Genomic DNA, 26,720 nt, shown 5'->3' on the forward strand with positions numbered 1-26,720 from the left:
TATTGTCTGTAATATAGGACTTTTTATCATTTTTTACCAATCAAATAATTATTACTTTATTTAATTATTTAATCCTTTTATTTCTATCAATATAAGGAGGTAAAAACTTAGTTGGTTTCTGGTCATGAATTGTGTATTCCCAAGGAACATTAATATTTTGAGTCGTAGTCTTATTATTGTAAGAAGTTCGGCGTTGAGGTTGGGCAAATAAAATAATCATCCCAATTAAAATAATCCCACCACCTAAAAGTAAAACAGCTAAGATTATTCCCGCAATAAACCATAGTAAACCTTTTTCTAAATAACTTGGAGAACTATTTGAAGATCTTCTATTATAACTATCTATACCTTGCTGTAGACTTAAGCCAGAAATTAAACGTTCTTGCTGTTGGACTTGAACCAATAGTCGGTCATTTTCGAGCCTGAGTTGATCTTGTTGCAGTCTGAGTTGTTGTATTTCTCCCCACTGTTGTTCTAATTGAGTTTTTAACTGTCGTGTATCAAGTAATTGTTGTTGTATTTGAGTTTTCAGTTGATCGTAAGCTGAACGTTGTTGTTCAGATTGATTTCTAATTTCTTGTTCCAATCTATAATCCTTAAAATTAGGAGTAGAAGGAATTGAAATAGGTGGTGGTGGTAGTGGTAATGGTTGAGGTAAAGTACTTACTAGAGGAGAAGGAGAAACTTTTGGAGGAGAAGAAAATGTTACTGACGGTAAAGGGGATGGTATTTGCAAGTTCATCTGCTCATCAGGGGATGACTTGCCAAACACCATCCAACCCATAAGCAAAAGGACAATTAAAACCCCTGTGAGAACACATCCTATTATAAACGCTACAGTCTGATTCATTATTTAATTTCACTGTATGATCAAATCAGCACTATTTACTATTTAACAAAAGACAGTATATGATATCATCTTTATCCAGAAACAAGAAAGCTACAAATTAAAGGGTCAATCATACTAGGAAATATCAGAGCTATAGTAATCTTCGGTTTTCATCCTCCCAACTACATCTATATCTTGATTTATAGAACCTTTTACCCCATTTATGGACATATATATGGGCAGATAAACTCCTATAGCTTGTATCAAGTATGAGGTAGTCCAGAAAAAGTAATCCTTGAGCTCCACCCACTATTTTGGCTTGACACATTGGGCAGATTTCTTGTTGACTTTCTAACATAGTTATTATAATTTCAGCTCCTATTGACTTAATTTAGAATTAGTAAAGTAAACACTCAACAGTTAGCTATTAATTTCATTACCTTGAGTTGAAAATTAAAGCTGGTCGTTCTTGTTGAAAATTCTAAAATAAAAATTTAGCATTAGTTAAGCAAATGGTTGCTTCATTCGTGGTTAAGCTCAGAACTAACGATGAGTTAGTCCAATGCTTATTTAGTAAGTATATAACGGTTTCCCTGAAATTTTACAAATATTAAAAATAGGGAATAGGGAATAGCAGAAATATTTTTTATAATTAATGTTAACCTTTAAACAAAGATAAAACAGTTATTCAAATCATAATTTTTCCTTTTATTTATTAGTGAAGGCAAACATAAGTATTTAGTCATTAGCTATGAGCTATTAATTCATTATCATACTGAAGGGGGATTAGTCTCTAGGAATAATTAAAAGTTATTAATAAAAAGGTTATCAGCTAATCTTATATGAACTACATATATAAAATAAATCATTTCCTTAAACCATCTATTAATCAGGCTAATTTAGTTATCGATATATTTGCTGGGTGTGGTGGTTTATCTCTAGGTTTTGAAGCACAAGGTTTTACAACTCATGGTTTTGAAATGAATGCTGATTGTTGTGCAACTTATAATAAAAATTTAAAAGGTAATTGCACTCAAATTGCTCTGACTTCAGAAACAAAATTACCTCCTGGAAAGGTAATAATTGGTGGTCCTCCTTGTCAACCTTTTAGTGTTGGTGGAAAGCAAAAAGGTTTACAAGATTCCCGAGATGGTTTTCCTATTTTTATTAATGCCGTGGCAAAATTAAAGCCCGAAATTTGGTTATTTGAAAATGTACGAGGGTTGCTTTATCGGAATAAATGGTATTTGGATGAAATTACTCAAGCACTTCAATCTTTGGGTTATATTATTGAGGTTAAATTGTTAAATACTGTTGATTTTGGTGTACCTCAAAATCGTCAAAGAGTCATAGTTATTGGGCATAAAGGTGAGTTTACATTTCCTCAAGTTTTAGATAAAAAAGTAACTGTTGGAGAAGCATTAGAAGAAATGGCATTTCACGCCCCTCCAGAGTCAAAATTTCTAACTCCAAGTATGGATAAATATATAGAAAAATATGAAAAAGCTTCTAGTTGTAAACAACCTCGTGACTTATATTTAGATAAACCTGCTAGAACTTTAACTTGTCGAAATATTTCAGCTCCTACTGGCGATATGCACCGAATAAAATTGCCGGATGGGAGAAGAAGACGTTTATTCTTAAGAGAAGCTGCAAGATTACAAAGTTTTCCTGACTGGTTTGAATTTGTAGGAAAAGAAGCTAGTTGTTTTAAGCAGATTGGAAATGCAGTTCCTCCTTTATTTGCTTTTCATTTGGCGGGCAGTATTAGGAGTTATTTAGAGTCTGGGAAAAAATTATCACCAGAGGAAATTTCACAAAAAATTATTCCTGTACAATTATCTTTACCTTTTTAATAATTTAAAATGTCTGAAATTCCCCAGTATTTTATTAGGTCAGATAAATCTCAACAACTCCAAAAGTTAATCAATGAAGCTTTGTACATTATTTCTAAATTTGGTATACCTATTGAGGGAATGACTCAAAGACAATTGGAAAGAATGGCCATGGCTTTTTTGGCTGTGGCTAACGTTAAGAAAATTAATGAATGGGGAAAAATTAATAATTTTCATGCTTTAAGAACTAGAGAAATTATTAGGTACTGGAATAATTATTTTGATGAACAAATATCTGAAAGTTCTTATGACGATATTCGCCGAAAAGATTTAAAATTAATCGTTCTTGCCGGAATTATTATTCCTAGTTCTGCTAATCCAAATTCTGCTAGAAATGATGGTACAAGGTCTTTTGCTTTAAATCCTAATTTTGCAAATCTAATTAAAAATTTTGGTTCAGATAATTGGGAAGAAGAAGCAAAGGTTTTTTTGTCTAATCAAGTAACTCTAAAACAACAGCTTTCTAGTCAACGAAAAATAAGTTTAATTCCTGTAAAATTTCCTTCTGGTAAAATATTTAATTTTAGCCCTGGGAAACATAATGAATTACAGAAAGCAATTATTGAAAAATTTTTACCTAGATATGGTTATGGTGCAGAAATTTTATATGTCGGGGATACAGCTAAAAAGTTTTTACATTTAGAAAAAACTAGACTTAGAGAACTAAATTTTTTTGAATTATCTGATGGTGAATTACCGGACATAGTAGCTTATTCAGAAAATAAAAATTGGCTTTATTTGGTAGAAGCTGTTCATAGTTCAGGCGTAATTTCTAATGTACGTTTGTTAGAATTTAAAAAGTTGACAGAAAAATGTAAGGCGGACATAATTTTTGTCACTGCTTTTTTAGACCATCATACTTTTCGCAAGTTTGCTGTTGATATTGCTTGGGAAACGGAAGTTTGGATAGCTGATGTACCAGACCATATAATTCATTTTAATGGTGAAAAATTTTTAGGTCCTTATCCTCAAATAACTAATACTTGAAAAAAAATAATGACTGAAATTAACTGGCAATTATTTTGGATATTAATGATTTTGCATCTCTTTATTGGTACTGCTGCTGCTTTTGTGGCAAAACGCAGAGGTAATAATTTTAATTCTTGGTTAGGTTTTGGTTTATTAGGAGGTACTATTGCTTTAATAGCTGCATTTTTGCTACCTGCTAAAAGTCTAGATTCAAAAGGAGATTAATTAACTCAGAACTACAGAAATTTATCTAGTTGCTCAGATAACTATATATTTAGTTGAATAAAAAGTCATGTATTAGGGCGAGTATTTACCTACAGTTATTACTATATCAAAATTTTTCTACAGATGCAACTGAAAATCCTTTGACTTGCGATTTTTTTTGCTTAAGAAAATGAAAATGTTTGCGGTACATGGAAGTCAAATTTTCCATATTTTTGCTACCTGCTAAAAGTCTAGATTAAAAAGGAAATTAATTAGCTCAGAATTACAGCAATTTATCTAGTTGCTCAGATAACTATATATTTAATATTTAGTCAGAAAAATTAGTTGAATAAAAAGTCATATATAAGGTCGAGTAACCCCCACAGTTATTACTATATCAAAATTTGTCTGTAGATGCAACCGAAAATCCTTTAACCCGTGATTTTTTTTTGCTTAAGAAAATGAAAATGTTTTTGGTGTATGGAAGTAAAATTACTTCTAGATAGAACAAATATTCTCAAAAAGTATCTGGCAAATTTTCGGCTATTTATATAGATGGTAAAAATGGCAAAAAGTTGAGGGTAGGTAAGAGGCGATCGCTCCACTTCAGAAAATATTTACTATAACCAAAATTCTCAAAAAGTATCTGGCAAATTTTTGACTATAGAAAATATTACTAGAACCAAAATTATCGAAAAGTATCTGGGAAATTTTCGACTATTTATATAGATGGTAAAAATGGCAAAAAGTTGAGGGTAGGTAAGAGGCGATCGCTCCACTTCAGAAAATATTTACTATAACCAAAATTCTCAAAAAGTATCTGGCAAATTTTTGACTATAGAAAATATTACTAGAACCAAAATTATCGAAAAGTATCTGGGAAATTTTCGACTATTTATATAGATGGTAAAAATGGCAAAAAGTTGAGGGTAGGTAAGAGGCGATCGCTCCACTTCAGAAAATATTTACTATAACCAAAATTCTCAAAAAGTATCTGGCAAATTTTTGACTATAGAAAATATTACTAGAACCAAAATTATCGAAAAGTATCTGGGAAATTTTCGACTATTTATATAGATGGTAAAAATGGCAAAAAGTTGAGGGTAGGTAAGAGGCGATCGCTCCACTTCAGAAAATATTTACTATAACCAAAATTCTCAAAAAGTATCTGGCAAATTTTTGACTATAGAAAATATTACTAGAACCAAAATTATCGAAAAGTATCTGGGAAATTTTCGACTATTTATATAGATGGTAAAAATGGCAAAAAGTTGAGGGTAGGTAAGAGGCGATCGCTCCACTTCAGAAAATATTTACTATAACCAAAATTCTCAAAAAGTATCTGGCAAATTTTTGACTATAGAAAATATTACTAGAACCAAAATTATCGAAAAGTATCTGGGAAATTTTCGACTATTTATATAGATGGTAAAAATGGCAAAAAGTTGAGGGTAAGTAAGAGGCGATCGCTCCACTTCAGAAAATATTACTAGAACCAAAATTATCGAAAAGTATCTGGGAAATTTTCGACTATTTATATAGATGGTAAAAATGGCAAAAAGTTGAGGGTAAGTAAGAGGCGATCGCTCCACTTCAGAAAATATTACTAGAACCAAAATTATCGAAAAGTATCTGGGAAATTTTCGACTATTTATATAGATGGTAAAAATGACAAAAAGTTGAGGGTAAGTAAGAGGCGATCGCTCCACTTCAGAAAATATTTACTATAACCAAAATTCTCAAAAAGTATCTGGCAAATTTTCGACTATGTATAAAATAGAGACTTTATTAAATATCAATTTTTTCAGCTTCAGGTGGATACTTTTCCAATACCTCCCGCAAATATTTTCCAGTATAAGACTCAAAATTATCTGCCACCTCTTCAGGGGTTCCACAAACAATAATTTCTCCTCCTTTATCTCCTCCTTCCGGGCCTAGATCTAGTACCCAGTCGGCACAACGAATCACATCTAAATTATGCTCAATTACTACAATTGAATTTCCTTTATCTACCAATCTTTGCAAAACATTTAATAACTGATGAACATCATAAAATGATAAACCAGTTGTTGGTTCATCTATCAAATAAATAGTTTTTCCCGTTGCTCTCTTAGACAATTCAGAAGCTAATTTTACTCTTTGTGCTTCTCCTCCAGAAAGAGTCGGTGCAGGCTGACCTAATTTGATATAACCTAATCCCACATCCACTAAAGTTTGTAATCTACTTGCTGCCCTGGGAATATTTTTAAATATTTCCAAACCTTCCTCTACAGTCATATCTAAAACATCAGCAATTGACTTATCTTTATATCTCACCTGCAAAGTTTCTCTACTATATCTTGCACCCTTACAAACCTCACATTGTACATAAACATCTGGCAAAAAATTCATTTCAATTACATTTACACCTTGTCCGCTACAAGCTTCACATCTGCCACCTTTAACATTAAAAGAAAATTGCCCTGGCTTATAACCTCTAGCTTTTGCTTCTATAGTTTCTGCAAATATTCCTCGAATTACATCAAATACTCCTGTATAAGTTGCAGGATTTGAACGGGGAGTTCTGCCGATAGGTGATTGGTCAATTACTATTACTTTATCTATTGCTTTTAATCCTTTAATTTTTTCTAAATGTTTAGGAAAAGGAACATTACGACTGAGATAATGTTGCAAAGCTGGATAAATTAATTCGTTCATTAAGGTCGATTTTCCTGAACCAGAAACCCCAGTAATACAGACAAGTTTTCCCAAAGGAATCTCTATATCTATATTTTTGAGATTGTTTCGATGACAATTATTCAAAAGTAAAGATTTTCCATTTCCTCCTCTTCTTTCAGATGGAGTAGTAATATTTTTTTTGCCAGATAAATAAGCACCAGTTAATGACTCTTCCGTTTCTAATAATGTCTGAAAATTTCCCTGAGAAATTATCCGCCCGCCATGAACTCCCGCACCCGGACCAATATCAATAATATGGTCGGCTGCTTTAATAGTTTCCTCATCATGTTCCACAACTATTAATGTATTTTTTAAATCGCGAAGTTTGCTTAAAGTTTGCAACAGACGATTATTATCTCTTTGATGCAAACCAATACTTGGTTCGTCTAAAACATAGAGAACTCCTGTTAAGCCAGAACCAATTTGTGTTGCTAATCTAATTCTTTGAGCTTCTCCTCCAGAAAGTGTCATTGTTGCTCGGTCTAATGTTAAATAATCTAAGCCAACATCTAGAAGAAAATTTAGTCTGGCTCGAATTTCTTTCAATACTAATTCTGCTATTTTTGCCTGGCGATCACTCAGTTGTAAGCTATTAATTTTTTCCAAACATTCTCGAATTGAAACTTCTGTAAAATCAGTAATTCTATATTGCCCTATTTCTACGGAAAGTGCTTCTGGTTTTAATCTTTTTCCTTGGCAGGTTTCACAGGTTTGATTAATTAAATATTGCTCTAATTTTTGTTTCATTAAATCTGAACCTGTTTCTTTATATTGCTTTTCTAAAGTAGGGATAACTCCAGGATAGTAACGATAATCTCCTTCTCCATTTTTCATTTCTATCCAAATAGGTTCGTCGCTACCTTCAAGCACTAACTTCTGCTCTTTTTTACTTAATTTATTCCAGGGAGTTTCTATATCAAAATCATAAGCTTCAGCTAAACTATAAAGCAGAGAAAAATAATAAGGATTTTCTTTGTTCGACCAGGGAGCGATCGCTGAATATAAAGGTGCATTAGGGTCTGGTACTATCAACTCCGGGGAAAATTGCTTTAGACTACCCAAGCCGTGACAAGTCGGACAAGCGCCATAAGGAGAATTGAAAGAAAACAGCCGGGGCGACAACTCCTCCATCACGGCTCCATGCTCCGGACAAGCAAAATTTTCCGAAAAGACTATTTGAGTCTCAAACTTTTCCATTTCTACTTCTAGTTCCTGACTAGAATTAGCTGAATTATTCCCAGATCTAGAATTAGCTGAAGTTGCTATTTTTTCCGGATTTAGGTTATACTTATTTTTTGTAGGTACTGCCCCTGTGTATGCTGATGTATTATTTAATACTTTAATCAAAGCAATTCCAGTAGATTGACGTAGACAAGTATTTAAAGAATCTGCTAAACGTTCTTCTATACCTGGTTTTTTGATTAGCCTGTCAATAACAATTTCTATAGTATGTGTATGATTTTTATCTAATTTGATGTTTTCAGCAATTTCTACAACCTCTCCATCAACTCTCAAACGAACAAATCCTTGAGCAGCTAAACTGGACAAAAGTTTCTTATGAGTCCCTTTTTTGCCTCGAACCACTGGGGCTAAAATATAAAATTTAGTGCGGTCTGGCAAAGCCATGACTCGGTCGCACATTTCATCAATAGTTTGGGGGGCAATATTATGGTGGCAGATAGGGCAATGGGGTTCTCCGGCTCTACCAAATAGTAGTCTTAGATAGTCGTAAATTTCGGTGACGGTTCCAACTGTGGAGCGAGGGTTATGGGATGTGGATTTTTGGTCGATGGAAATGGCAGGGCTTAATCCTTCGATGAAGTCCACATCTGGTTTGTCGAGCTGTCCGAGAAATTGTCGGGCATAGGCACTGAGGGATTCGACGTAGCGACGTTGCCCTTCGGCAAAAATTGTGTCGAAGGCGAGGGATGATTTGCCGGAACCGGATACTCCTGTGAAGACTATGAGGCGATCGCGTGGTAGGTCTAGGTTGATGTTTTTGAGGTTATGTTGTCTGGCTCCTCGGATGCGGATGGTATTTTCATTGCTGGGGTAAGAATGATGTCCGTTTTGGATATTGGTCATTTTTGTTATTAGTTATTAGTTATTAGTTATTAATTATCAGTTATTAGTTATTCAACCAAGTTGTCTGGTTCAGAGATAATCGAATATTTAGAAGTTTTTCCCCAGAAACAATAGCTTAAATATTTTCATTTTTTTAAGCACTAACAAATATATGTCTGCTTTTTTTCAAGGTTTTCCATCCATCCTCAGTGGAAAATTACCTCTTTTTTTCATTCTCTGGAGCTCCGGAAAAAATGCCGCGACTTTGGAAAATCTGATTCCATCCTCATGATTTTTGTGATATTATACATGTATTGTGGGTTAAGCTTGCCTATATACATGACTTTTTATTCAACCCATTTATGGCCGCAAATCACAGACCATGGAATATTGGGAAAATTTTTACAGGAGAAAAGAGCAGATATATTTTCACTTTCTGAAGCACCCATAAATATATGTTTGTTTTTTTTCAAAGTCTTTCCATCCATCCTCAGTGGAAAATTACTCTGCTTTTTCATTCTCTGGAGCTCCAGAAAAAATGCCGCGACTTTGGAAAATCTGATTCCATCCTCATGATTTTTGTGATATTATACATGTATTGTGGGTTAAGCTTGCCTATATACATGACTTTTTATTCAACCCATTTATGGCCGCAAATCACAGACCATGGAATATTGGGAAAATTTTTACAGGAGAAAAGAGCAGATATATTTTCACTTTCTGAAGCACCCATAAATATATGTTTGTTTTTTCCCAAAGTCTTTCCATCCATCCTTAGTGGAAAATTACTCTGCTTTTTCATTCTCTGGAGCCCCAGAAAAAATGCCGCGACTTTGAAAAATCTGATTCCATCCTCATGATTTTTGTGATATTATAAATGTATTGTGGGGGTAGTTCGCCTATATACATGACTTTTTATTCAACCCATTTATTTTGGCAAATCACAGACCATGGAATATTGAGGAAATTTTCCCAGAAGCAATAGTAGGAATATTCTCATCCTGTGAAGCTCCAAAAAAATCCTGAACAAATCTTTCCATCTATCCCTGAATGTGGAAAACCACAAATATTAGGAACTTTGTGCTATGTCAGTCAGGCAGCTAAGACGACTATTTAAGCTCAAAGAATATAACAAAATGCCTTAAGTAGGTATTTTGAAAGAGGACGAGAGAGTAGAACTAATTCGAGGAGAAATTCTGAAAAGGTCCCCAGTAGGTCGTCAACATGCAGCGTGGGTGAACCGCTTAAATAAACTATTTCAAAAATTAGGCGATCGCGCTTTAGTGAGCATTCAAAACCCAGTTGAATTAGATAACTATTCCGAACCAGAACCAGATGTAGTTTTATTAGAACCAAAAGCAGATTTTTATGCATCAGGACATCCCCAGTCTCAGGATGTATTTCTCATAGTTGAAGTAGCAGATAGTAGGATTAAATTCGACGGTGAAATTAAAGTTGTTCTCTATGGAGAAAATAATGTAGTTGAGGTTTGGTTGGTAGATATTAATGAGCAATGTCTGGAGGTGTATCGACAACCTATTGGTAGTATTTATCAAGAAGTACAAAAGTTAAAGCGAGGGGAATTTTTATCTGTTCAAAGGTTTTCAGATATTAATATTCAAGTCGATGAAATACTGGGGTAAGATACATGATTTGATGTTGATAAATATGGTGGAAATATTGAAAAAGATCATAATTTTTAGGGATGAATTTTTGTCTGACTGAGAAAATAAAAAAGTTATCTGTTATGGCTAACAAAATGTTTACGCAGAGAATCATGGATAAAGCGAAAACGACCTCCAACTTGTTGAATTAATTTTCTTTGAGTAGCATATTTCAAAAATCTGGCATAGTTCCAAGGAATTAAACCATTTTGGCAGAGAATAAGTCTTAAGCTAAAGTATTCAATACATGGTGTGCCGCCAGTAATAAACCTACTATTATTCCTAGGGCATATCATCAATTACAGAGATTGACATGCAGGGGTATTATATGCTGTAGGTAGATAGGGATCCCTATGCTAATAAAATTACTGAGGCTACCAAATAAACCCCTCCCAGGAAGTTAACCGAACTTTTATCGTATCTTGTTGCGATCCCTCGATACTGTTTGAGTTTGGCAAAGAAAGAAATTTTCGCTCAGATGACGTGCTTTGTACAAGCCTTTGATCATAATTACGCTGTTCTTTTTGGTTTTTTTTCGGAGGAATCACTACTTCTATGCCTCTTTGGGTTAAGGCCCAATTGCCCGCTCTTGAGCATCATAAGCTTTATCCCCTAATAGCGCTTCTGCTTCCACCATCGGTAATAAAACATCTGCCCCCTCCAAGTCAGAGGCTTGAGCTATTGTCATCTACTTTTTCAGCAATCTGTTAGTATGGCAGGCCTTCTTCAATTGGGAGGGCAGGATCACGGGACCATTCATTCCAGGATCCAAAATATATTTTCACGTCCTTCACACCTGCCTCTTTAAGAGCAAGATAGGTGTTGGAGGCCCGCGCACCCTTGAAGCAATAAAGTGCAACCGGCGTTTCTGGTGTGATGCCTACTGTGGCGCATTCTGCAAGGACTTCTTCCTTGTTCTTGAGCATTAACCCTGTTGGGGTTGGCTTCATCATCCGATACCACTCGATCCACTTAGCTTCTGGAATACGGCCTTTGCGTGGGCAGAAATCCTTACCATAGGGTGAAGAGCTTTCTCCAATCCATTCGTCGATGTCACGAACGTCAAGCTTGACTACGCTCTTATCTTTGACTGCAGCCAGCATATCAGCAGTGTCCATCATCAGGCTTGCGCCAGCCTCTGAGGATGGAAATATCTTCGGTTCCGGAGTGACAGCTTGCGATGACGTTGGCATTCCAGCTAAAGTCCAAGCTTCATAGCCGCCGTGTAGCACCTTGATTTGTGGATAGCCGAGATATTGCAGTAGAAAATAGCCACGGCAAGACTGGCCGAAACCAGTGTTCATGGATTGTTCATAGATGATTGCAGTTTCTTTGCCCGACAGGCCAGCTGCACCGAATTCAGTTTCAAACTTACCCTTCAATTCTGCTATGCCTTCAGGGGTAGAAGTCGCCAGATAGGTGAAAATATTATGCAAATTTACCGCATCCGGAATATGACTTTCTTCATAGGCTTCGGATCTCCGGGTATCGATAATGACACAGGGGACTGTCTTTATAAGATCAGCAAGTTCTGCAGGGTTAATTAAAATACTATTACTCATTGTGGTTTTCGTGGTCTTGTAGGTTACTTTTTTGTTCAACATTTTCCTCTTGTTACAGAGGTCTGGTTAATTCAATGTAATCCATCAGATAAAAAGTATTACATTAGCGCAATAAAATTCAGTAGACCTCATATACCAATAAATCTTTTGGTTAGGACTGGGTGAGTAATTTTAGGTTGCAAGGGAATAGGGAATAGGTAATAAGCATTGGAACATATAGAAAAATGTCCTAACGCATTTTCGTAAAACTATATCACTAAACCAAATCTTGACAATACACTATTACTTGTTTAGCATACAACTTTAAATGCTGCAATTAAAGAATAGTATAAAGTATACAAAGTTTGTTGATAAAATATTGTTCCAGGAAAATCTAGCTTAATTAGAACTGCAATGTTTCCATTCCCAATTATCCTCATCTTTGTTATAAGTATAGTAATAATTATCGTAAGATTTTAAAGGTTGTTTGGGGTCTGTACCTAAGTATTTATAGACGTAATCTGAAATGTCTATTGTTGACTCATTTATTTACCTATAAATATCAGGATTCATTCGTATTGCTATGTTCTCTATCCAGGTTGTGTTAAACTAAGCCAGGTAAGTTACCCTGCCCGACTCGTCTTCAGAACCGGACGTGAGACTTTCACCTCATCCGGCTCCCCTCCTGAGCGTCCCTTGTCATGGGTACATCCTGCACTAGGGTTAACATATCGTTGATCCATTGGTAATTATCAGGTAGGTCCTGTGCCTTAAATTTTGGATATGCTTTAACGTCCAGTGCCGTTTTGCTGTCGTGACAATGTCGATGTAATAACTAATTATCCTAACAACTTTAGCATTGTCTTTTACCGTACCAATACTTTGATGGATACTTTGATGACCCACTCCAACTAAGCCTTTTTGGTCGTAGGTATTTCCGTTTGGTTCCATAAGTTTTAAATTAATTGATATACTCCCATCAAATCCAAATTTATGATGGGTAATTCTGATCATAAATGATTCTATATTTACCCAAATAATTTAAGTTGACAATATTTTTATCGTCTACTCAACTGATTTTTTCTATCATTAAATCTTACTGTTTATCCCCTTTAATAAAAAGCTCGTAACATTTTCATTTTCTGAAGCTCAAAAAAATCAAAAAAGGGATGGGGTGGCATACGCACAAAATTTATGATATAGTAAAGGCTATAAGGGTAAGCTCGATCGTATGTATGACTTTTTATTCAACTAGTTTTAGAAAACCTCAAGTTAGAGGCCGTCACTAAACATATTTAATTTCATTCTCTGAAGCTCCAGAAAAAACAACAGCTTATGCACTCATTTTTTTTTAGATCATCAAGTCTTACTATTTTATCCCCCTTAATAAAAAGCTCGTAACATTTTCATTTTCTGTAGCTCAAAAAAAATAAAAAAGGGATGGGGTGGCATACTCACAAAATTTATGATATAGTAAAAGCTATAATTCTAAGCTCGCCCGTATGTATGACTTTTTATTCAACTAGTCTGAGAAAATCTCAAATTAGAGGCCGTCACTAAACATATTTAATTTCATTCTCTGAAGCTCCAGAAAAAACAACAGCTTATGCACTCATTTTTTTTAGATCATCAAGTCTTACTATTTTATCCCCTTTTATAAAAAGCCAGTAACATTTTCATTTTCTGGAGCTCAAAAAATTAAAAAAGGGATGGGGTGACATACTCACAAAATTTATGATATAGTAAAGGATATAAGGGTAAGTTCGCCCATATACATGACTTTTTATTCAACTTAAATAGCCAGAAAGCTGAAACCAAAAAGAAACTTGGGGTTTGTTGCAGTTATCCTAGTAATTTTTTTTGCAAGTCCCTTAAAAGTTAACAATTAAAAGTTAACGAAGAGCCAACTCATACCTACGATTAACCTCCGGCCAATTAACAATATTCCACCAAGCATTCAAATAATCACGGCGACGATTTTGATACCTCAAATAATAAGCATGTTCCCAAACATCATTACCCATAATGGGATAGTTCCCAGTCAAAAAAGGGCTATCTTGGTTAAGAGTGCTAATAACCTTCAACTTTCCATCATTACCCAAAACCAACCATACCCAACCACTACCAAAACGAGCAGCACCAGCAGCATTAAACCTTTCCTTAAAACCATCAAAATTACCAAAACTCTCATCAATAGCAACAGCTATTTTTCCTTCAGGTTTACCCCCACCATTAGGAGCCATAATTTCCCAAAACATTTTATGATTAACATAACCACCACCATTATTTCTGACAGCAGTACGAATATCCTGAGGCAAACTATTCAAACCAAGCAATAGCTCCTCAGCAGTAAACTCCTTAAGTTTAGGGTATTGAGCGATCGCCCCATTTAACTTTTTAATATAACCAGCATAATGTTTACCATAGTGAAACCCCATAGTTTCCTTATCAATATAAGGTTCCAATGCATCATATCCATAAGGTAAAGGTGTTAGTTGAAATACCCCTAAATTTTCTGAAAACTTAGTATCATTCGGTAAAGTAGATTCTATTACAGATCCAGAAGAATTATCTAGTGATATCTTACAACTACTTACAGTCATAAACCCTAAAGTTGTACTTAGTAAAAGCAAGAAATGACGACGATTAATATTCATTATTAATTACCCAAAAACAACAATTTACCTTAATTAATTCCGGATAAATTTTTAGAGAATTTAGATATAAAAAATGTTATAATACTATCAACCACTTACAACATCCATGGTGGAGCCAACTCCAATTCCATTTCTATTTGATCGTGATTACCAGTTTCATCAATATTAAGAATTACCAACTCATCATTTGGAGTGCGAATTTTAAGATTTAAAGACTTTAAATCTGTAGTAGCATTAATATATCCTTCATATTTAGAACCTATAGGTAATTTTAATAAAATTTCCTCAATTTTTTCAATTAATCTACTAGAATTATAGCAATACTTGGTAGCATTTGCAAATTTTTGCTCAACCTTTTCTCGACTAATTTTTAAACTCTTAGCCAAACCAAAAACAAAACTATCCTCTTCCTCAGTTAACTTATTATCTGCCATAGCAACTTCAACAGCCAAATCAAAAGCAGTTTCTATTTCTTTTTCATTTTGAAGTACCTGTTTAGCTGCATAAAATAATGCTTCATTTTTCTCTTGAGCAATAATTCTTAAAACCTTTTCTCTAGCTACATTTACTTCTCTAGCAGTAAATCCTTTTCTAACTAAGAAACCCTCAATAATTTCTACCTCATTCATATCAATATCACCATCAACCGCCATAACCATTAAACCAATAGCAAAAATTGCTTCATTAGGGGTTAGTTCTTCAGAAGATTTTACTTTACTATTGAAAATATGTTCATAAGACATAGATTTTTTTTAAAGCTCTGAAATGTGAATAAAAAGATAAATCAAAACGAATAAAGAACAAAAAATTAACCATATAAATTATCTACATTTTTTGGAAAATCAAACATTATAAACAAATTTTTATATAAAACTAAATTATTTTGAATAATAAACTTATTATTAAATAATTAAATAATTAAATATTATCAGGTTGCACTTTTTAAGTTTAAATTAATCTGAAAAAAATCCTAATTTTCACTACTAACTCATCACTACCATTACTTAATAATACCAAAGCTAAAAAAAGAATCTTGCAAATAGTTTCAAACTATATATGTAAAACAATTTATTGAAATTACTAAGTATCTCAAAGTTTTAAGCCTATAAAATCTCAATAAAATCTCAATGTATTACTTCCGTCCTTGGGGTGTTAATGTGATTCAGGAGATAAGATAAAAAAGTATAACTTGTACCTTGTGCAAAAAAAGAATAGTTAACTTGAGTAAAGCTTCAACTCTTAAATAATTAAAACTTACTGAATAACTTTTTTGATAATTATTAACATTTCAGTATTAATTATTATTATGTTTGCTTTTCCCTTGCTCCCCTACTCCCTTATCGAAGAATCTACCCATCGCTCTTATTCTTAAGCATAAAATAACCAAAATCTTAATCTTACCTAGAACATTTTCTAGAGTATGCACATTAATTTACCAAGTGTTATATCAAATCTCACTAATTAGCCATCATCAAAATACTCTTCTCACATATATTATTCTCAATTCCCAGTTCCTAATTCCTAATTCCCCAAAATTTTCCCATAGTGAGTATCTAAATAGAGTTAAAATTATACCAGCTTGATATTATCTATCAGTATTTTTATTGACAAGGGAAAAAAATTAAAGTATTTACATTTATTAACTCATATATTACTTAATCAATTTGAGAATTTTCCCTTATTTGTAAATAAGCTAGAAGTAGTCAACTAATCTAATAAAAAAAATGCTATTATATAGATTAAGTGCTAGACAAAAGTTCTACTGGAGTCCCTACCAGTAATTGATGAGCATCTTGAAGAATATCTGGAATTTTATCAGCATGAGGACTATTCACAAGAAATTTACTCAAGTTATATTTTTCTACTTGTTCAGCATTTGCACCAGGAAACCAATGACTACCATTGCCCAATAAGTTATAGCGTACTTTAGCATATTCCCACATATCGTAGGCGATCGCTAAATTTCTTAACCATAAAATCACAGGAATATTAATATTTCCTGGAGTATTTTCTGGAGTAGGCAAACCAATATGCCAAGTTTGGTACCAATTTTCTCCTAGTTTAGCGATCGCTTCTTTTTCTAGACTATTTAATATTGGTTGTAATATCTCATCTGGTTTCTCTAAAAATTCCAATGTTTTTAAGTGCTCATCAAAATCTGTTGGTTTTGAAGCTCCCAAACTCAATGTATGAACTTGGGGATGACTCAAACAAAATAGATTATTAAACACCATTGGGCTTAATGGATAGCACAAATCTATTAATTTTTGTGGCGGTTGATACAATTTACCACCCTTATCAGAAGGACTAATAATAAATACTCCCAGATCAAACTTATTAGCAACCTCTATTGCGGACCAATTCTCCTGATTAATGTAGTACCAGTGTAGGTTAACATAGTCAAATTGATTGGTTTCTATAGTTTTAATTATTACATCAGTTGGCCCATGAGTAGAGAAACCAACAAACCTGACTTTTCCCTGCTCTTGTAATTTTCTAACTATATCTAAACAACCTCCTGGTCTAATAGAATAGTCAAGACGTTCTAACGTGTTAATCCCATGTATGGCCAGCAAGTCAACATATTCTAGTTGTAAAAAATGGAGAGACTGATCAAACTTGGATTTGAATTCTTGGGAGTCAACGCTTGGGCTAATTTTTGTTTGGATAATCAATTTTTCCCGTGGTAGTTGAGGTAAAATTTCTCCCAGTTGCATTTCAGATGTGCCATAATTACGGGCCGTTTCTATGTGGTTAATCCCACATTCTAGAGAGCGACGGATTGTATTTTCTAAGTTTTGTTGATTATTAAGTGGGATTTCATTTTTAGGAACATCTTGCCATTTATATTTATACCTCATTCCGCCACAGGAAAACACTGGTATTGATAATTCTGTGCGCCCAAAGCGTCGATATTGCATCATCTGAATACTCTCTATTAATTTCTATTAATTTCGGTGAGAAGGTTATTCTTTTACCTCTATATTATTTATTGTAAAATTTGTTCTAGCTAGAGAACCATAATATTTTCTTGCTGCTTCATCGTAAGCAATAGCTGCATCTTTTTCTACCTCAAAACGACCTAAACGTATTTGCTTTTTGTAAACTTTAATTTCTGCTATCCATTTACGTTTATCCTTACACCAATACACTCCTCGGTATTTAGATGAATGTTTAACGCTAGGTCTTCTGTGCATTCGCGCACTTCCTTTAACTAAGCGTAAATTTTCTCGCTGATTATCTAGTTTATTGTGATTAATATGATAAACAGATACACCCATAGGAGCATCCATAATCACTCTGTGCATATATATAGTAGTTCTCTTTTCCTCTTTTTTTATTGTTCTAGCAGCAAACCCATCTATTAAGTACCATTTATGCTTTGATAATTCTTCATAGTCTTGTTCATCCACTATTACTATCTGCCCTCTAGTAATCAAAATTTCTTTAGACATTTTTGCAGCTTTCTTGTTTTATTAATCTATAGAAAATCCTTAATTTATTTAAACATTTGAGGTCAGTACAAAGTTTTTGAGAATATAATTATGTAACTTTTTCTCTTTCAGCGCTATCGCCAGTTTAATTATTCTTAGCTGCACCCCAACTGTAATTTATCAATTAAGTTTTCAAAAAATCATTGACTTTATGGTTTTTTTACTCAGAAGTCTTAGTAATTTTATTCATGTTTTTACTTAACGACTCAAGAGCATTTAACCATTCGTGTATATAGTGGTTTTACTTTTTTTTTGTGTTAATCACCTCCTCATGGTTATATCTACCGATAAGTCTCTTAAAATAATTATTATAACCTCTCTTTAATTTTTTGACTACTAATTATCCAACAAATAGGTATATGTTAAATTTTATTCCTATGTAAAAAGATGTAAACTTTCTTTCCAGTCTACTGTCAGATATTTAGCTGAGAGTAACTTGACAAAATTTAATACAGTTAAACTTTTTTGTGCTTACTAGTAGTAAGCCAGAAGATTAACAGACTTATCAAGCTTGACTTTAAAATAGTTAAAAAATACTCTCATTCCTAATGATAAACAAAAAAACAAGTTTTTCTAGATTGATTTTTCATCAACAAAAGCTCATACTTGTTTATCGTCCATGAGATTATTCAAATATTCTTAATCATTAAGATAGCACATACTAACAGAGTTAAGCCAAGTTAAATCTCTAATTTTATAGCTAGTTAAGCTATAGATACCCCTTTTTTTCAAAAATATTGACCCTAAAATTGATACAAAAGTTGTTCAAAAAAACCAAAATCTACTTGATTTTGTATTTTGAATTTTCAATATCAAGTATAATAATACCACTGATCAAAAACTTTTATACCCAGGTTTTTAAACTGGGAAGAAGTTGATATTAGGAAAAGTCAATATTTATAAAATCAAAACTCTAATATCTAATAATGATAAAAAGGTTATCCTGCCGATGTTACTTAAAATAATTGAAGTATCATCTAAGAATAACCAGACTTTTTTCTAGTTAAGACTTAGGCAGTACCACTAAATATAGTATATTTTTAGTAATTATTTCAGATATTTTCACTACAATTAACCCCTTTATATAGGTCCTACTAGTATCAGTATAAATAAGTAAGAGGAATGTTTTTAACAATTCATTCTTAATCCTAAATCCTACTCCTTACCACTAAATTTTTAATTCTTAAGTGAAGGCCACCAATACTGACAAAAAAAATTGCTTAACCAGCCTGGCCACAATAGCTACTGTTATCAGTAGAATCATTGCGAATCACTTGAAAATCCTCAATAGTTTGAAATACATTTTTTGTGAAAGTAAAATTATCGAGAAGTTTCTCCACAAAGAATTAATATCAAAATTTCACCATGAGTTTAACCACCTCTAACTTGTACTATAAACCCCTGGATCAACCAATAATTATCATTCTTATTTGCAGAGCGATCGCCTGCGCCTAATTCATAAACTTATGAGTTATCGAAACAATAGGAGGATCAATAAATTTAAAGTAGCATTTCCTGATCAAACCACATAAATGATCAATACTAGGATCATCGACTCTATTCAACTTTTCCAGAGCTATCGGTTAACCGAATTTTAGTAACTCTTCTATCAGGGAGTTTTCATAAATAGAGTCTAGTTCATAGAGATAAGCAAAAACTTAGTTAACAAACACATCACTGCAAATCAGAATCTAAAATTATGTTATGTTTTGAGATGCTCAAAGCTTTAGCCTGTTTCGGTAAATTATAACTCCACCGAAACAGGATAAGTATTTGTAGCCAAGATTTTAGTATTTGATATAATGGAGAACACCAATAAAGTTAAATTTAAGCCACAGCTAACTCCTCAAGTTCACAAATATATCGCCCTACTGCAGTAGCAATAGGGCGTAAACTTTGAACTAACTTCACCATATCTTCCAACGACAATGCTTGCTGGGCATCCGAAACCGACTTCTCCGGTATAGGATGACACTCTATCATCAAACCATCCGCTCCGCAGGCAACCGCAGCTTTTGCCAAGGATGCCACCAACTCCCTTCTACCAGCAGCATGAGAAGGATCGACAATAACTGGCAAATGAGTCAACTGTTTCAATGCAGCTACCGCACCCAAATCTAAAACATTACGAGTATAACTATCAAAACTACGAATACCTCTTTCACATAAGACCACATTAGGGTTGCCATAACTGAGAATATATTCAGCTGCCATTAAAAATTCCTCAATAGTTGCAGCTAGCCCCCGTTTCAAAATCACAGATTTGCCAGCTTTCCCAACTGCTTTGAGTAACTCAAAGTTTTGCATATTGCGACTACCTATTTGCAGCATATCTGCATAAGCAACTACTGACTCTATTTGCGGAATAGACATAACTTCTGTTACTACTGGGATATTGTAGCGTTGGCGAACGGATGCCAAAATTTTTAATCCTTCTATTCCCAACCCCTGAAATGAGTAGGGAGAAGTGCGGGGTTTGTAGACACCTCCCCGGAACATTTGCACAGGTGCCATTATTAACTTATTTGCTACTGCTGTCATTTGTTCCATACTTTCAACAGTGCACGGACCTCCAATAATTAAAAAATTTGTACCTCCTACCGTTGTCTGTTCAGAAATATTGACAACTGTTTGATCTTCCGAGTGAGACTTGGATACAAGTTTAGTTTTAGACATGAGATTTTCTCCTTGATAAATTAAGTAGGGTAAAAAATAAAAAACCCGGAACCATTATCAGTTCCGGGTGAAAAGTAAAAGTCAGCATAACAAGTTACCCGGAACTATATCGGGGCCAAAAATAAAAACTGTAATACCATTTGTTAACTTGAGTCATGGCTGTTCGTGTCTTTTTTTGATACGTCGAGTTTGTGAACAAAAAACCGCAGTGTTTATGCTGCGGTTCACTCAGAGATTTATAGAAAAAAACTATATTCACTCCAAGTGAACCTATTTATACCAAAAATAAAGGTAGAAATTATGGATAAACATCGGCTTTTTATTAGTGTAAAGAAATGTACTAGTTATGGAATCTTTTATGCTTAGAGCAAGAATACTTCTTTTTATTTATTAATAAACAATCATAGCAGACACTTTAGATAGTGTCAAGCCCCTATAGGATTTTTTTTTCGGGGCTAGATGTAAAGCCACCTTTAGACATAGGGGTGAAAAAGAATGCAAAGCTTCTCTAAAAGGTTTACTCGGAAAAGCTTATGTAATTTCTGTATTAGTGGTAAACAAAGAAAGAATTTTTGCACCTTAAATGAATGGATGACAGGGATATATAGTAATCCTATTTTGGTTATAATATTGTGTAGTAATTAGGATTCATAATTAAAAATATTTTCAGTTCAAGTCAACTATTTTAATATGATTATAGCCAATTTATGGATTGCTATAACATTATTAATATCATTAAACATGAACTAACTACCAAAAAATTGAGGTGATTTTGCTGTTAATTATAATTATGAATTATCCTAATTTACAATTTATTCCTGTTCAAAATCTGCCTCTTTTATTTATTTTACCTAGTGTCATTTGTAACGCTCTATTATATTTTTTTTCATTCTCCTTAACTGACTGCCATAAATCAATAATTGGTTCTGGATAATCTACCCCTATTTTGACACCAAATCTATCTTGTTCAACAGGTAATAATTTCCAAGGTTCATGTACTTTAGCAGGAGGAACTTTTCCTAATTCTGGTAACCAATGTTTAACATATTTTCCTTCTGGGTCGTAATCTTTTGCTTGTTTAGGAATATTAAAATAGCGAAAACCTCGCCCATCATTTCCTACTCCAGCAGTGTAATTCCAATTTCCCCAATTACTACAAACATCATAATCTATTAGTAAAGACTCAAACCATTCAGCTCCCATTTGCCAATTAATTCCTAAATTTTTAGTAAGAAAACTAGCAACATTTTGTCGACCACGATTTGACATAAAACCTGTAGCTAAAAGTTCACGCATATTAGCATCTACTAGAGGAAATCCTGTTTGACCTGCTTGCCACTTTCTAAATTTTTCCCAATCCTCTTGCCAAGGAATAGCTATACCTTGTAAACCAGATTTATGAAATATTTTATTCCCATGTTTTTGACAAATAAATCGGAAGTAATCTCGCCATATTAACTCAAATATTAACCAATAAGTTGATTGATTCTTGACTCTTTGATATTCATATTCTTTAACTTCTTCATAAATATAACGAGGTGACAAACATCCTAAAGCTAACCAAGGGGAAAATTTAGAAGAATAATTGGCACCTAGCATTCCATTTCTGGTTTCCTTATAAACTTTTAAATAGTCTTGCTGCCAAAAGTAGTTTTTTACTCTTTCCTTAGCGGCAGTTTCTCCACCTTTAAATTCTAAAACTCCCTGTGAATTTAGTGGCGGTTTTTCTAGATTTAAATCAGATAATGTAGGTAATTCTCCCACATCAATTTTTGGTAAGGATGATAATTTTTTAGGGATTGAGAATGTAGGGTTTACACTAGAATTTTTCTCTACATCTTTACGAAAAGTAGTAAATAATTCTGGTAATTGTTTTATTTCAAAAGGTAAATCATCTGGATGGTAAAGTGTATGACCCCAAAATGATTTTAACCTAACTCCAATTTGTTTTAGTGCTTGATGAACTAATCTTTCTACTTTAACTTCGAGCTCAGTAACTTCTTGATGAAAAAATACTGATTTAGCAGATAATTGTTGAGCTAGTCTAGGAATTACTATTTCTGGTTTATCTTGAAAAATAACTAAATTACTACCTAATTTTTGTAGGTTGTTACGCAAATCAGCAATACTTTCTAGTAAAAACTTTGCTCTAAATACACCTGTTTTAGGAAAACCAAAATCTGTTTGACTAAATTGCCTTGGATCTAAACAATAAATCGGTATAATTTGAGCATTAACTTTGAGTGCTTTATATAGTGGTTCATGGTCATGGATGCGTAGGTCATTACGATACCATAATATAATTACGTTTTGACTCATATTAATTTTTGAGGGAATAAGGAATGGAAAATAGGAAAAACTAGGATAATTGAATAATGTTGCTGATATCCTTTATCTTTAGTATTTTGGATGATACCAAAAGTAGCTTTTAAGACAATATGGTTCAGATCAGGATTTTTTTTCCATTTCTACAGTTTTGAAAATTTCATAATTTTACCTTTATATTATAACAGTTTTGGTATTATAGTAATTATTAGATATTGATACTATATTTAGTTTATATTACCTGATTAAGTAATTAATATCTGCTCAATAACTTTTTTTGATAATTACTAGCTAGTAGGGCGTTAATTATTCTTCATACAGTAGGGAGGTTGTATGCAATTACCTACCTATTCTCCTACTATTAGGAAATGTAGAATTTTTTTTGATAAATTATAGTATCTCAACCATAAGGGCTTAAGGAAAATTTAAATATTTTATGTGATTATCTATAATTGAACTAAAAGAGATATTTACCATAAAAATGATATTTTAGCTATTTATTATCACTTTTGAATCTATATTTATATCCTCCTATAAACTGTTTAACTATTTGTGGTCAATACTTATTAAATTTTGCTATTTTGCTTTTTTTATATTTACAATAAAAAAAGCAAAAAAAATATGATTTATAGCCTATATTCTTAATAGATATTAATAGTTTATGTAGTATTTTTTTGGAGATATGATTTTGCTAATTATTTTTAATAAATACTTTTTGTTCTTAGGCATAATTCAGGTAATAACATATAGTTATGAACTCAATTTTGACAAAAAAAATTAGGAGTAAATTAATCTGTTTGATTAATATTGGCTGAATTTGATTAAATCTTTGACATTTTAACAAAATGCAATATTTAATTTTGGAGTTGCGATCGCTTCCAATATAAGTCGTTTTTTCTGCTTAGTATTGTGTCTAAAATACCTAAATAAATTTGTGGAAAAAGTGTTGACAATTACCGGTAATTTATAACTCAAAAAAATAGAACAACTTATAGGTATATATAGGAGTTATAAATATTGTAAAATATACGGAATTTACGAATTTTATATTTCCTATTATCTCTTCCATATAACCTTAAATTTTGTATTTGAATAAAATGATAATTTCTATGGAAATTTATAGATTGTAAATTTTTGTTTCATTTAGGAAAATCAGGGTTGCTCTAAATCTCTAAAAGAGTTAGCTTATATAATACTTTATCAACCATAAAACTCGGAATTAAAATTAGGATTGAATATACCAATTACAATATGTCTAATACTAGTACCGTTGAAATTCACACTGTTGAAATTAACCACCAAGGAAAAACTTACACTATAAAGGTGTCAGAGAATAAGACAATTTTAAAGGCTGCTGAGGAGGCGAAACTAGATTTGCCTAACTCATGCAATGCAGGGGTTTGTACTACCTGTGCAGCTCAGATTCTGGGAGAGGGTACTGTAGATCAAAATGATGTTATGGGAGTTAGTCCAGAACTTCAAGGGGAAGGTTATGTGTTATTGTGTATGGCATATCCTCGGTCTAATTTAACGATAGAAACTGAAAAGGAAGATGAGGTTTATAAGCGTCAATTTGGTTCTCCATAAATTATTGAACAAGTAAATCACGAAAAGGACTTTTAAGACATATTTACGAGTGAAAAAAAGTGGGGAAAGTTAACAAATAATTAGTATTGATACTTGATTCTTCTCTACTTAGTATCTTTGTTATTCTAAAATTTGTCTTTTTTTGATTAACTAGTTTAAGTATAATATATATTTTATAGCTGCAAGCTTAATGCAACTAAGTATGAACTAACTAATTGTATAATTACCATGACTACTCATTTTATTAATGCTGAAATTGATTTGCAAGAATCACCAGGTAAACTCAATCAAGAAATTGAAAAGGAGTTGGAAAAATTTGGTATTCCTCTACGTTGGGCAGTGACAAAGGTAGATACAGAAAAACAAAAAGCTAATGTAGAAGCTGTAGTGCTTGAAAAAATAAATCTCAAAACTAATTCCCAATAATTAGTTATGCAGAATTAATTACAAATACTTTCAAGCCAAAAGGCATATATTCTCTGTGATTTGATCATAATATTAGGTAATTAATTTGGTCTTTGCACTTAAGTAGTTATACAAAATTAATTACATATACTCAAGGTACTGAAAAGCCTATAAGTGTAAAAATCACAGGGAATAAATAATGGTAATTAATTGGGCTTAAAGACTTAGAACAGATAATAATTTTATAGGTTATTGTAGTGGACTGATGCTATTAATCAAAAAATTTTCGACTTGGCACTTTGAGTCGGGGTCTCACCCTAAGCCCCTAAACTGGAGTAGGAGGGGGAGTAGATCGGAATTTTCTATAGAACGTCCCTACTGTCAGAAGAATAATTAATTGGTTACTGACTCTTTATTATTAATATACTTCGGACGTTGCACTGACGTGACAAGGGGAGATTTTTTAGTTAGGGAAGCCCTAAGGGCAGTTTTCAGTTGAGGTGATGTCCTCGCCTTGTATCAACTTTGATTTATACATCTATATATTATAATGAATGTATATATAATTTTGGTGGTCCTGTATATGTAGTGATAAGCCAATATAAATGATTAGTTATTGACATCAATCTTGAAAACATTAAGTTTTTTATGCTTAATAATTCAAAATTTTTATCTAGGCGATCGCTACATAATAATCAGTCATTAAACTATCAAGAATTAAACTCAACTATCATGAAAAAAGTATGCTATTATCTATGACAGTAATAAGAAAAAATCTATATAATTCAGATGTCCATTCATAAATTAATCTGTCCTAGTTGTGGCAGTAATCATATTGTCAAAAATGGGACTATTCACAACAAAAAACAAAAATATCAATGTCAAAATTGTCAGAGACAATTTGTCGAAAATAGTCAAAGAGATTATATTAGTAATGAAACCAAAGAACTTATTGATAAATTAAAATAGAGAAAAAATTAGTTTAGCTGGTATAACCCGTGTAACAGGCGTGTCAGAAAAATGGCTCCAGAATTACGTCAATAATAAGTATGCTGAGGTTTCACGCTCTATTAAATGTACTAAAAAAAAACAGGTAAACTCACCATTCAATGTGATGAAATGTGGTCATTTGTAGGCAATAAAAATAATAAACAATGGCTGTGGTTAGCGATTGATATAGAAACTAAAGAAATTGTGGGTTTTTACTTAGGGGAAAGAGGAGAAAAAGGGGCAGCATAGATTATGGAATTCTAACCCACGGTGTCTTAAGGCCGTGTGCAGTTTGTTATACAGATTTTTGGTCAGCTTACGAGCTTGTCTTTCCTGAAGAGAGACATAAATCAGTGGGGAATATTCAGGTTTAACAGCTTATATAGAAAGATTGAATAATACTTTGCGTCAAAGAATTTCTCGGTTGGTCAGAAAGACTTTATCCTTTTCTAAAAAGCTTCGGTCCCATCTAGGAGCTATTTGGTATTTCATTAATCATTATAATGAAGCGATCGCTTCACTGTAATTTTATCACTACATATACAGGACTACCCATTAATCATTATAATGAAGCGATCGCTTCACTGTAATTTTATCACTACATATACAGGACTACCTATAATTTTTAATAGCTACAATAGAAAGTCAGGACAAACCCCACGGATAACCCCCGGTTTTTATCCCGAACCTCTGCTCCGGAAG

At 32.9% G+C, this 26,720-nt stretch carries 17 protein-coding genes and 1 pseudogene; 7 read left to right on the plus strand and 11 right to left on the minus strand.

The window, feature by feature from the left end:
* Positions 1-64: 64 nt before the first annotated feature.
* Positions 65-850, minus strand: coding sequence for a hypothetical protein (locus TERY_RS21850; protein WP_011613827.1), 786 nt, complete (start codon positions 848-850; stop codon positions 65-67).
* Between the two features lie 821 nt (positions 851-1,671).
* Here TERY_RS21850 and TERY_RS21860 point away from each other — a divergent pair.
* The 3 genes from TERY_RS21860 to TERY_RS21870 are packed head-to-tail and all read left to right on the plus strand — an operon-like array spanning position 1,672 to position 3,918.
* Positions 1,672-2,685, plus strand: coding sequence for a DNA cytosine methyltransferase (locus tag TERY_RS21860; RefSeq protein ID WP_011613828.1), 1,014 nt, complete (start codon positions 1,672-1,674; stop codon positions 2,683-2,685).
* Between the two features lie 9 nt (positions 2,686-2,694).
* Positions 2,695-3,711 carry a BsuBI/PstI family type II restriction endonuclease gene (locus tag TERY_RS21865; RefSeq protein WP_011613829.1) on the plus strand — a complete coding sequence of 339 codons (1,017 nt, stop codon included), beginning with the start codon at positions 2,695-2,697 and terminating at the stop codon, positions 3,709-3,711.
* 9 nt (positions 3,712-3,720) lie between these two features.
* The gene (locus tag TERY_RS21870; RefSeq protein WP_044136999.1) at positions 3,721-3,918 is read left to right on the plus strand and encodes a hypothetical protein; all 198 of its coding nucleotides are present in this window, start codon (positions 3,721-3,723) and stop codon (positions 3,916-3,918) included.
* 1,310 nt (positions 3,919-5,228) lie between these two features.
* Here TERY_RS21870 and TERY_RS33825 read toward each other — a convergent pair.
* Positions 5,229-5,513 (minus strand): hypothetical protein, encoded by a 285-nt coding sequence (locus TERY_RS33825; RefSeq protein ID WP_155994569.1) that lies wholly within the window; start codon positions 5,511-5,513, stop codon positions 5,229-5,231.
* Positions 5,514-5,685: 172 nt separating this feature from the next.
* Positions 5,686-8,700: an excinuclease ABC subunit UvrA gene (gene uvrA / locus TERY_RS21875; RefSeq protein ID WP_011613831.1), complete on the minus strand. Its 3,015-nt coding sequence runs from the start codon at positions 8,698-8,700 to the stop codon at positions 5,686-5,688.
* A 1,133-nt stretch (positions 8,701-9,833) separates the two neighbouring features.
* Here uvrA and TERY_RS21880 point away from each other — a divergent pair.
* Complete coding sequence (locus tag TERY_RS21880; RefSeq protein WP_011613832.1) at positions 9,834-10,322, plus strand: Uma2 family endonuclease; 489 nt, start codon at positions 9,834-9,836, stop codon at positions 10,320-10,322.
* 95 nt (positions 10,323-10,417) lie between these two features.
* Here the strand turns inward: TERY_RS21880 and TERY_RS33830 are convergent, their stop codons facing one another.
* The 8 genes from TERY_RS33830 to TERY_RS21925 form a co-directional block, all read right to left on the minus strand.
* Positions 10,418-10,639, minus strand: coding sequence for a hypothetical protein (locus TERY_RS33830; protein ID WP_011613833.1), 222 nt, complete (start codon positions 10,637-10,639; stop codon positions 10,418-10,420).
* 411 nt (positions 10,640-11,050) lie between these two features.
* Entirely contained in the window at positions 11,051-11,947 is an 897-nt protein-coding gene (locus TERY_RS21890) for a rhodanese-like domain-containing protein (RefSeq protein ID WP_011613834.1), read from the minus strand.
* Between the two features lie 1,829 nt (positions 11,948-13,776).
* Positions 13,777-14,541, minus strand: a complete 765-nt coding sequence (locus tag TERY_RS21900; protein WP_011613835.1) for a Fe-Mn family superoxide dismutase — start codon at positions 14,539-14,541, stop codon at positions 13,777-13,779.
* 95 nt (positions 14,542-14,636) lie between these two features.
* Positions 14,637-15,284, minus strand: coding sequence for a TerB family tellurite resistance protein (locus TERY_RS21905; protein ID WP_011613836.1), 648 nt, complete (start codon positions 15,282-15,284; stop codon positions 14,637-14,639).
* A gap of 996 nt (positions 15,285-16,280) precedes the next feature.
* Positions 16,281-17,462, minus strand: coding sequence for an aldo/keto reductase (locus TERY_RS21910; protein ID WP_044137001.1), 1,182 nt, complete (start codon positions 17,460-17,462; stop codon positions 16,281-16,283).
* A gap of 45 nt (positions 17,463-17,507) precedes the next feature.
* Positions 17,508-17,954 carry an AP2 domain-containing protein gene (locus TERY_RS21915; RefSeq protein ID WP_196797138.1) on the minus strand — a complete coding sequence of 149 codons (447 nt, stop codon included), beginning with the start codon at positions 17,952-17,954 and terminating at the stop codon, positions 17,508-17,510.
* A 1,908-nt stretch (positions 17,955-19,862) separates the two neighbouring features.
* Positions 19,863-20,711: a 3-deoxy-7-phosphoheptulonate synthase gene (gene aroF, locus TERY_RS21920; RefSeq protein ID WP_011613839.1), complete on the minus strand. Its 849-nt coding sequence runs from the start codon at positions 20,709-20,711 to the stop codon at positions 19,863-19,865.
* A gap of 822 nt (positions 20,712-21,533) precedes the next feature.
* Positions 21,534-23,030, minus strand: coding sequence for a DASH family cryptochrome (locus TERY_RS21925; RefSeq protein ID WP_011613840.1), 1,497 nt, complete (start codon positions 23,028-23,030; stop codon positions 21,534-21,536).
* A gap of 1,257 nt (positions 23,031-24,287) precedes the next feature.
* On the opposite strand from TERY_RS21925, the gene TERY_RS21930 reads away from it, so the two are divergent.
* The 3 genes and pseudogenes from TERY_RS21930 to TERY_RS31370 all read left to right on the plus strand — a co-directional run bounded on the left by TERY_RS21930 (position 24,288) and on the right by TERY_RS31370 (position 26,544).
* Positions 24,288-24,623, plus strand: coding sequence for a 2Fe-2S iron-sulfur cluster-binding protein (locus TERY_RS21930; protein ID WP_011613841.1), 336 nt, complete (start codon positions 24,288-24,290; stop codon positions 24,621-24,623).
* A gap of 228 nt (positions 24,624-24,851) precedes the next feature.
* The gene (locus TERY_RS21935; RefSeq protein WP_011613842.1) at positions 24,852-25,049 is read left to right on the plus strand and encodes a hypothetical protein; all 198 of its coding nucleotides are present in this window, start codon (positions 24,852-24,854) and stop codon (positions 25,047-25,049) included.
* A 768-nt stretch (positions 25,050-25,817) separates the two neighbouring features.
* Positions 25,818-26,544: pseudogene (locus TERY_RS31370) on the plus strand (IS1 family transposase).
* Positions 26,545-26,720: the final 176 nt, after the last annotated feature.

It is taken from the genome of Trichodesmium erythraeum IMS101, from assembly GCF_000014265.1.
Classification (GTDB): Bacteria; Cyanobacteriota; Cyanobacteriia; order Cyanobacteriales; family Microcoleaceae; genus Trichodesmium; species Trichodesmium erythraeum.